Below are 9,938 nucleotides of genomic sequence, written 5' to 3'. Positions count from 1 at the left end.
GAGAGTAGGGAACTGCCAGGCATCAAATTTAGTGTGCTGATATGGCTCAGTTGGTAGAGCGCACCCTTGGTAAGGGTGAGGTCCCCAGTTCGACTCTGGGTATCAGCACCAGTTTTTAGGTTAATGTTCGGCACGTAGAAAAGAATTTGTCTGGCGGCTGTAGCGCGGTGGTCCCACCTGACCCCATGCCGAACTCAGAAGTGAAACGCCGTAGCGCCGATGGTAGTGTGGGGTCTCCCCATGCGAGAGTAGGGAACTGCCAGACATCAAATAAGTGAAAAGGCCATCCGAAAGGATGGCCTTTTTGCGTTATGTGTACTCAGAAAAGGCCAGATGACGGTGTCAACGCCCTATCCGACCTTTAGGATTGGTACCGTTATTGGTCTGATAAATGTAGTGCCGTTATATGCAAGTGGATGATAATATTAATGTATTACCTGCGATAAAAACGCTCGCGTACGTTCAGAACGTGGATTGGCAAAAAACTCATCCGGGGGGGCCTGTTCCACTATTTCACCTAGATCCATAAAAATCACTCTGTCGGCTACCGTGCGTGCAAAGCCCATTTCATGGGTGACACACAACATCGTCATTCCTGATTGCGCCAGGCCAATCATAGTATCCAGTACTTCTTTCACCATTTCAGGATCCAGCGCCGAGGTGGGTTCGTCAAACAACATAATTTTGGGTTTCATACACAGCGAGCGCGCAATAGCCACACGCTGCTGTTGTCCTCCGGAGATTTGTCCCGGGAATTTATGCGCATGTTCCGCAATACGAACCCGTTCAAGATAGTGCATGGCCAGAACCTCAGCCTCTTTCTTTGGCATCTTGTGGACCCAAATAGGGGCCAATGTGCAGTTTTGCAAGACCGTCAAATGCGGAAAGAGATTAAAGTGCTGAAAGACCATACCGACTTCTTGCCTGACACGCTCAATATTGCGGATGTCTTCGTTGAGTTCAATCCCATCCACCACAATGCGTCCTTGCTGATGCTCTTCCAGATGATTAATACAGCGGATGGTTGTCGATTTACCAGAGCCAGAAGGCCCACATAATACGATGCGCTCCCCCTGTTTTACCTTCAGGTTAATATTCTTAAGAACATGAAACTGCCCATACCACTTGTTGACGTTTTCCAGCGTAATCATCGCGTCGGTAGACGGCATTAATAATTGGCTCATAAATTCCTCAGTGCGGTGTACGCCCGGTGTTAAAACGTTTTTCCAGATGCTGGCTGTAACGAGACATGCTGAAACAGAAAATCCAGTAAATCAGTGCGGCAAAAACGTAGCCTTCTGTCGACATCCCCAGCCAGGCGGGATCGACGGTTGCTTGTTGTACGCTACTAAAAAGATCAAACAGACCTATGATGATGACCAGGCTGGTATCTTTGAACAGCGCGATAATCGTGTTGACCAGGCCGGGAATAACCAACTTAAGCGCTTGGGGAAGAATAACCAGTCCCTGCGTCTTCCAGTATCCTAGTGCCAGTGACTCGGCGGCTTCATACTGCCCCTTTGGTAAGGCTTGTAATCCTCCGCGCACCACCTCCGCGACATAGGCAGACTGGAAAAGGATCACCCCAACCAGCGCGCGAATTAGTTTGTCGATGCTGGTACCTTCCGACATAAACAATGGCAGCATCACTGAGGACATAAACAGCACGGTGATCAACGGTACTCCACGCCAGAACTCAATGAAAATAACGGATAAAATCCGCACGACGGGCATATGAGAACGACGACCTAATGCCAGTAAAATTCCCCATGGAAGTGCACCGGCAATACCGACGGAGGCGATAATCAAGGTTAGCGTTAATCCTCCCCACTGCCGGGTTTCGACACGTTCGAGACCGACAAAACCACCGTACATCAGCCACCAGACCACAATGGGGTAAACCACTGCCCAGACGGCGATATAGCGACCACGGTGGGACATGGCTTTCCAGAACATCGGGGCGATAGAAAGCAGACCGATAACCAGGGCCAGATTTACTCGCCAACGCTGATCGTGTGGATAGAGTCCATACATAAATTGGCCAAAGCGTTCATGGATGAACACCCAGCAGGCTCCTGCTTTCGTACAATCTGCCCGGGTAGATCCTACCCAGTTCGCCTGTAGAAATGCCCAGTTCAATAGAGGGGGAATAAACGCCCACATTAACCACACGCACAACAGCGTGAGCAGGCTATTTGACCAACTAGAGAACAGGTTCTTGCGTACCCACAAAATAACGCGTCCTGCGTGATTACTGTTCTGGCGCGTGGGGTGAGACAGCAGTGCTTTTGTCATCATGGCTCCTTAGCGCTCAATCAGTGCTATCCGACGGTTATAAATATTCATCAACAGAGAAATGCTCAGGCTGATGATCAGATACACCGACATGGTAATGGCAATGGTTTCAATGGCCTGTCCTGTTTGGTTAAGTACGGTCCCAGCAAACAGTGAAACCATATCCGGGTAGCCGATGGCTGCAGCCAGGGAGGAGTTTTTTACGATATTCAGGTACTGGCTGGTCAGCGGGGGAATGATGACGCGCAGCGCCTGCGGGATAATAACCTGGCGAAGGGTTACCGGATTTGGCAGCCCCAGTGAGCGTGCTGCCTCGTGCTGACCATAAGGCACGGCCTGAATACCTGCGCGAATAATTTCTGCAATAAATGCGGAGGTATACACCGAAAGTGCCAGCGTTAGCGCAGCCAGTTCTGGTATAAGCACCATGCCGCCACGGAAGTTAAAGCCGCGTAGTTCAGGCACATCCCAGTGTAGCGCTGCGCCAAAAATCCACTGTGAAAGCATCGGTAAAAAAGCGAACAGCGCCAGGGCCGTAGGCCAGGTCCGTCGTAACTGACCTGTTTTAGTCTGATGCATTTTATTAAAGCGAAATAACCCAATGGAGATGATGGCAGCAATCAGGGCGGCAGCGCAAAAGGCAACAAGACCCTCTGCCATTTGTGGTGCCGGAATATAGAGCCCGCGGTTGCTCAGGAATGCGATATCCAATGCGTTAACAGCCTGGCGTGGGCCAGGTAAATTACGTAACACAGCAAAATACCAGAAGAAGATTTGTAGCAGCGGGGGAATATTGCGGAACGTTTCGATATAAATCGTTGAGAGCTTGCGCAGTAACCAGTTATCCGACAACCGCGCCAGTCCGAGAAAAAAACCGAGAAATGACGCGAAAACAATGCACAGCGCTGAGACTAACAGTGTATTAAGCAGACCGACCAGAAAGACGCGGCCATAGGTATCGCCCTGCTCGTAATCAATCAGATGCTGAACAATGCCAAATCCGGCACTGCGATCGAGAAAAGAAAACCCCGAGGTAATACCGCGGCTGCTCAGGTTATTAATCGTGTTATGAATGAGGTAGACCGCCATGCTGGCGACCGCAATGACGGCGAGTATTTGAAATAACCAGGCGCGGACCGCAGGGTTAGAAAAGGAGAATGATCCTTTTACGCTTGAGCGGCGATGGGGCATAAGAAAACCTCGGTAACTGTGACTCTGGGCTGAGCGCCGCAGCTGCGGCGCCCGTTACATCGCTACGGATTAACGCACCGGCGGTGCGTATTGGATGCCGCCGTTATTCCAGAGGTTGTTCTGTCCGCGTTTGATCTTCAGCGGGCTTTCCGATCCCACGTTACGTTCAAAGATCTCCGCGTAATTTCCTACCTGCTTAATAATATGGTAAGCCCATTTGTTATCGAGCTTCAGATCTTTGCCGTAGTCACCTTCTTTGCCTAGCAGGTGAGCCATATCCGGTGTTGCCGGGTTAGCTGCTTTTTCATCAACGTTTTTCGAGTTAACACCCATCTCTTCAGCGTTCAGCATGGCGAACAGGGTCCAGCGAACAATGGAAAACCACTCGTCATCTCCACGGCGGACGACAGGTCCCAGCGGCTCTTTGGAGATAACTTCAGGCAGGACGATCCATTCTGCAGGATTGCTTAGCTTGATTCGCAGGGCATACAGCTGAGACTGGTCGGAGGCAAGCGTATCGCAGCGACCAGATTCCAGTGCCTTGGCGGATTCGTCCGATCGGTCAAAGGTGACGGGGGTGTACTTCATGTTGTTGGCCTTAAAGTAATCGGCCACGTTCAGTTCGGTATCTGTACCTGCCTGAATACACACCGTTGCGCCATCCAGTTCTTTAGCGCTCTTCAGACCAGCTTTATTGTGGGTGAGAAAACCAATGCCATCGTAATACGTTACACCAGTAAAGGACATGCCCATACCAGCATCACGAGAAGAGGTCCAGGTGGTGTTACGTGAGAGAAGATCGACTTCGCCGGACTGTAACGCTGTGAAGCGTTCTTTGGCGGTGAGTGGGGTATATTTTACTTTTGTATCATCACCGAATACGGCAGAGGCAACACCGCGGCAAACATCGACATCAATACCCGAAAATTTACCGTTCGCATCGGCGTAAGAAAAACCAGGCAAACCATCACTGATACCACATTGTACAAATCCTTTTTTCTTTACGGCATCAAGCGTTGCGCCGGCATGTGCCTGATTTGCAATCGCAAGCATCACGCCGGCCGCAGCCAGGCTGGCTATTATCATCTTTTTCATAGAGCATCCTGTGTGGAGGAATTATTGTTATGGAGACGTTTTGAAAACGTCTTTTACCTGTCTGTGGCTTTGGCCATACTCTTCTAAGCAAAGGTAGTGCCAGTTTTTTGCGACCGAATATTCGACGCAATATGCAGAGTGTAGACAGGAAAAAATAAATGCAGCGCCCTGAAGTGGTGCAAAATTGAAACGTAAGCCACATTTCGGCGCAAAAAATTTAAAATTCAGACAGGACGCAGGATAACGATTTCGGGCGGTAATATTGATGACGTGAGAATAACGATAGGAGGACATGTTGTTACGAAGAATACAAAAAATGCTAATTTCACATCGCGGATATGTGAGTGGAATCTATAATAATCTTATTCTATGATTGATGTCTTACACCAACCTTTTGTCTTATATGATAATTATCATTCTGATTAAAAGCGCGGCAGGTACCGCGCTTTTAAGAGGATTCATTTGGTTAGGGCAACGATCCCAAGTGTTAGGCCGGCAATGGCAGCTGCACCACCGGCGATTGCACCTGCTGTTTCCCAGTTATCCTGCGTGGTGCCTTTCATACAGGTATTGGTATGAACCAGGCGGCCCTGATCGTCATAGACAGGTACGCAAGGAGAATCGTGTGCACAGCCTGCCAGTAATGCTGTCAGCAATGCAACGGAAATTAATCTTTTCATGGTGTTACCTCTAAAATAAACGTTTCGCTAATAAAGCAAAGACAAACGCAAAGCCATCTGCGAAATCGAAAGCTATTTTACCACCTCTTAAAAAAAGACTGACATGAGGAATAATCTCAATTCGTGTGGTTTGTAAACATAATGAATAAAGCAGATAGCAATAAATGCTTTTTTCTGAGGGGTGAGAAAAAATAAATGGCTATCTTATTAATAAATAAAGATCTCAATATCCGGTAAAAAGGCGTCCGTAGACGCCTTTATTTTACAAATTAATCATTGTGTCGACTAAAACGTCGTCTAACGACAACAAAGAAGACAGGAACGAAGAAGATAGCGAGCAATGTGGCGGTGAGCATTCCCCCCATCACACCGGTACCAACCGCATTTTGTGCGCCACTACCTGCGCCGCGACTGATTACCAACGGCATAACCCCCAGAATAAAGGCCAGCGAAGTCATCAGGATTGGGCGAAGACGCATGCGGGAGGCTTCCAGCGTCGCTTCAATCAAGCCTTTACCCTCTTTATCCATCAGGTCTTTGGCAAATTCCACAATCAGTATGGCGTTTTTGGCAGAGAGACCGATGGTGGTAAGCAGGCCGACCTGGAAGTACACATCGTTATTCATTCCGCGTAGCGACGCGGCCAGTAGCGCGCCCACAACACCCAGTGGAACCACGAGCATGACGGAGAAGGGGATCGACCAACTCTCATACAGTGCGGCAAGGCAAAGGAAGACAACGATTAACGAGATGGCATACAACGCAGGTGCCTGGTTACCTGACAGGCGTTCCTGGTAAGACATACCGGTCCAGTCATGACCGATACCGGTTGGCAGTTTTTCTGCCAGGCTTTCCATCATCGCCATGGCTTCACCGGTACTTCTACCCGGTGCGGCTTCTCCCAGTAGCTCCATTGATGGCATACCGTTGTAACGTTCCAGCCGCGGTGAACCATAGACCCATTGCGAAGAGCTAAATGTTGAGAATGGCACCATTTCGCCATTGGCGCTGCGGACATAGAGATTATTGATGTCTTCCGGCAACATACGGAATTTTGCATCAGCCTGGACGTACACTTTTTTCACGCGGCCGCGGTCAATGAAGTCATTGACGTAGTAGCCGCCCAGTGCAGCGGAAATGGTTTCGTTAATATCAGATAGCGAAACACCCAGCGCCTGCGCTTTTTCCTGATCGACATCCAGCTTGAACTGTGCTGTATCTTCCAGGCCATTAGGGCGTACACGAACCAGCAGGTCCGGGTGTTGGGCGACCATCCCCATCAACTGATTACGTGCCTGGGTTAACGCCGTGTGTCCCAGTCCTCCCTGGTCAATCAGCTCAAAGTCAAAGCCAGTTGCCGTGCCCAATTCAACAATGGCGGGCATGTTGAAGGGGAATACCAGGCCATCACGAATCTGGCTAAAGGCGCGGGTTGCACGGGCAATAATCGATTCAACGTTATTTTCCGTTCCGCTACGCTCTTCCCAGGGCTTGAGGCTGACAAACGCCATCCCTGAGTTTTGCCCTTGTCCGCTGAAGCTAAAGCCGTTAACCGTAAAGACGCTTTCAACGTTGGCTTTCTCCGTGTTCAGGTAGTAGTGGGTGACCTGATCCAGCACCTTTTGGGTACGTTCTTGTGTTGCGCCAGCCGGAAGTTGAATCATGGTCAGGAATACGCCCTGATCTTCTTCCGGCAGGAAGGAGGTGGGTAGGCGCATAAACAGCACCGCCATTCCCACAACGATGATCAGATAGACGACCAGATAACGTCCGGTTTTACGAATAATGCCACTGACGCTATTGGTATAGTGGTTGACGCTGTGATCGAATTTGGCATTAAACCAGCCGAAGAAGCCGCTCTTTTTCTCGTGGTGCTCTGCTGACACCGGTTTGAGCAATGTGGCACAGAGCGCAGGGGTCAAAATCAATGCGACCAGTACCGAAAGTGCCATGGCAGAAACGATGGTGATTGAGAACTGGCGGTAAATTGCCCCGGTGGAACCACCAAAGAAGGCCATCGGGATAAACACCGCAGACAGCACCATGGCGATACCCACCAACGCCCCCTGAATCTGCGACATGGATTTCTCCGTCGCCTCTTTGGGGGGAGATTTTCTTCTATCATCACGCGTTCAACGTTCTCGACCACCACTATCGCATCATCGACCAACAGGCCGATGGCGAGTACCATCCCGAACATCGTCAGGGTGTTTATCGAGTAGCCAAACGCTGCCAGTACGGCAAAGGTACCCAGTAATACGACGGGCACGGCGATGGTTGGAATGAGCGTGGCGCGGATGTTTTGCAGAAACAGGTACATCACGAGGAACACCAACACGATCGCTTCGAACAGTGTTTTCACTACCTCATGAATAGAGATGGTGACGAACGGCGTGGTGTCATATGGGTAAACAACCTTCATTCCCTGCGGGAAGAACGGTTGCAGTTCGACCAATTTAGCTTTAATTGCGTTGGCGGTATCCAGCGCGTTAGCACCGGTAGCCAGCTTGATACCAAGGCCGGATGCCGGTTTACCGTTAATACGGGCAACGACGTTGTAGTTTTCTCCACCTAACTCAATGCGCGCCACATCCTTCAAGTGAACAACAGAGCCATCACTGTTCACGCGTAATGTCACTTTGCCGAACTCTTGTGGATCTTTCAGGCGTGTTTGCGCAATTATCGAAGCGTTAAGCTGCTGATTAGGTAATGCAGGTGTCCCGCCTAACTGGCCTGCGGCTATCTGATCGTTTTGCACCTTCAACTGGTTAATGACATCAACCGGTGTGAGCTGGTATTTGTTCAATAAATTCGCATCCAGCCAGATACGCATGGCGTACTGTGCACCAAACAGCTGCACGTCGCCCACGCCGTTTAAACGACTGATGGAGTCTTTAATGTTTGAGGCGACATAGTCCGAGATGTCATCTTGCGTGGTCTGTGGATTGTCAGAAACAAAGCCCGCGACCATCAAAAAGCTGCTGCTTGATTTCTCAACGCCGATACCCTGCTGCTGGACTTCCTGTGGCAGTAATGGGGTCGCGAGCTGCAGTTTGTTTTGTACCTGTACCTGAGCAATATCAGGATCGGTGCCGGACTGGAACGTCAGCGTGATAGTCACGCTGCCAGCTGAGTCGCTAGTGGATGACATATACATCAGGTTATCGATACCGTTCATGTTTTGTTCGATAACCTGTGTGACCGTGTCCTGCACGGTTTGCGCATCCGCACCTGGGTAGGTTGCGGAAATCGCAACGGCAGGAGGGGCAATAGTAGGATATTGCGCCACGGGCAGCTGCATGATTGCCAGCGCACCCGCCATCATCAAAATGATGGCCAGTACCCAGGCAAAGATAGGACGCCTAATAAAAAAGTTTGCCATGTCCTGTTACCTTATTGCGCCGCAGTCGCTGCAGGGACATCGGTGGTGGCTTTAACCTGCACGCCAGGGCGCGCTTTCTGTAAACCACTTACGATGACTTTGTCACCCGACTGTAAGCCTTCGCTAATCAGCCACTTGTCGCCAATAGCTTGCACGGCGACGACTGGGCGAGTTTCAGCCTGGCTCTTGTCGTTAACGACCATCACGGTGGCATCGCCGCGCGGCGTACGCGTCACGCCCTGCTGTGGAACGAGGATGGCATTGGGTTGAACGCCTTCATCAACGCGTGCGCGCACAAACATACCGGGTAGCAGAGTGTGCTGCGGGTTAGGGAATACGGCTCGGAGAGTGATTGACCCAGTGCTTTCATCAACCGTCACGTCAGAAAATTGCAACGTGCCTTTCAGCGGGTATGACTGGCCATTTTCCATCACCAGTTCGACGGTGCTGCTGGTGTTGTCTTTATGCAGACTGCCTTGTGCAATAGACTGTTTGAGACGCATAAAGTCGTTACTGGACTGCGTCACATCGACGTAAATCGGATCGAGCTGTTGCACGGTAGCGAGCGCTGTAGCCTGACCATTAGTGACCAGCGCGCCCTCGGTGACGCTAGATTTACCGATGCGTCCGCTAATCGGTGATGTCACTTTGGTGTAGGCAAGGTTAATACGCGCGCTTTCGACAGCCGCTTTGGCGGCAATAACGGAGGCATCGGCCTGACGTGCGTCAGCAATGGCCTGATCGTATTCTTGCTGGCTGATATATTTTGTTCCGACCAGTGGAACATAGCGTTTTACCGTTAAGTGCGCGATTGCTGCCGCGGCTTCGCTTTTTGCCAGTTCACCTTTAGCGCTGTCATAGTCAGCCTGATAGGTCGCGGGATCGATCTGGTAAAGCGACTGGCCAGCTTCAACATCACTGCCTTCGGTGAAATTCCGTTTAAGTACAATCCCGCTGACCTGAGGGCGTACTTCTGCAATGCGAAATGCGCTTGTACGCCCCGGTAATTCGGTCGTCACGGCTAAGGGGGCTGACTCAACAACATGGACTGTCACCTGTGGCTCGGTGGGATGTGCCTGTGTTTCTCCTTGATCGTTACAGCCGGCGAGTAATGCAGCGGAGATGATGATGAATGAGGGCAGGAGCGAGAACCTGGCAGTTTTCGTCATTTCTATTCCTTAAAGAACCGAAGGCTCGTTATTTACCGGAGTAATGGCAGGTGATAACGCGCACAAATAAAAAATAATAGTTAGCTATCCTACAAATAATTAGGGAAGGTGCGAATAAGCAGGTCA

Annotated in this window: 6 protein-coding genes, 1 tRNA gene, 1 rRNA gene and 1 pseudogene; 2 read left to right on the top strand and 7 right to left on the bottom strand. The window is 50.4% G+C overall.

Features of this window, described 5'->3' with window-relative positions; all coding sequences use genetic code 11:
• The first annotated feature begins 35 nt into the window (after nt 1-35).
• Together FDW88_RS16575 and rrf are read left to right on the top strand one after the other, a co-directional pair.
• Nucleotides 36-111 (top strand) — tRNA-Thr (locus tag FDW88_RS16575).
• 38 nt (nt 112-149) lie between these two features.
• A 5S ribosomal RNA gene (gene rrf / locus FDW88_RS16570) occupies nt 150-265 on the top strand.
• A 160-nt stretch (nt 266-425) separates the two neighbouring features.
• Here rrf and FDW88_RS16565 read toward each other — a convergent pair.
• The 7 genes and pseudogenes from FDW88_RS16565 to FDW88_RS16535 form a co-directional block, all read right to left on the bottom strand.
• Nucleotides 426-1,184: an amino acid ABC transporter ATP-binding protein gene (locus FDW88_RS16565; RefSeq protein ID WP_096755448.1), complete on the bottom strand. Its 759-nt coding sequence runs from the start codon at nt 1,182-1,184 to the stop codon at nt 426-428.
• Between the two features lie 7 nt (nt 1,185-1,191).
• Nucleotides 1,192-2,295 (bottom strand): amino acid ABC transporter permease, encoded by a 1,104-nt coding sequence (locus FDW88_RS16560; RefSeq protein ID WP_137362975.1) that lies wholly within the window; start codon nt 2,293-2,295, stop codon nt 1,192-1,194.
• A gap of 9 nt (nt 2,296-2,304) precedes the next feature.
• Nucleotides 2,305-3,486: an amino acid ABC transporter permease gene (locus FDW88_RS16555; RefSeq protein WP_137362974.1), complete on the bottom strand. Its 1,182-nt coding sequence runs from the start codon at nt 3,484-3,486 to the stop codon at nt 2,305-2,307.
• Between the two features lie 69 nt (nt 3,487-3,555).
• Nucleotides 3,556-4,581, bottom strand: coding sequence for an amino acid ABC transporter substrate-binding protein (locus FDW88_RS16550; RefSeq protein WP_096755451.1), 1,026 nt, complete (start codon nt 4,579-4,581; stop codon nt 3,556-3,558).
• A gap of 458 nt (nt 4,582-5,039) precedes the next feature.
• A complete protein-coding gene (locus tag FDW88_RS16545) occupies nt 5,040-5,261 on the bottom strand; it encodes a lipoprotein (RefSeq protein WP_096755452.1) in 222 nt (73 codons plus the stop codon).
• 269 nt (nt 5,262-5,530) lie between these two features.
• Nucleotides 5,531-8,643, bottom strand: a pseudogene (locus FDW88_RS16540) (efflux RND transporter permease subunit).
• A gap of 11 nt (nt 8,644-8,654) precedes the next feature.
• Entirely contained in the window at nt 8,655-9,812 is a 1,158-nt protein-coding gene (locus FDW88_RS16535) for an efflux RND transporter periplasmic adaptor subunit (RefSeq protein WP_115257348.1), read from the bottom strand.
• Nucleotides 9,813-9,938 lie beyond the last annotated feature (126 nt).

It is taken from the genome of Citrobacter sp. wls829 (genome assembly GCF_005280825.1).
GTDB lineage: Bacteria > Pseudomonadota > Gammaproteobacteria > Enterobacterales > Enterobacteriaceae > Citrobacter > Citrobacter gillenii.
Note: the sequence above shows the minus strand (reverse complement) of the source record. Positions and strands in the feature narration are given on the sequence as shown.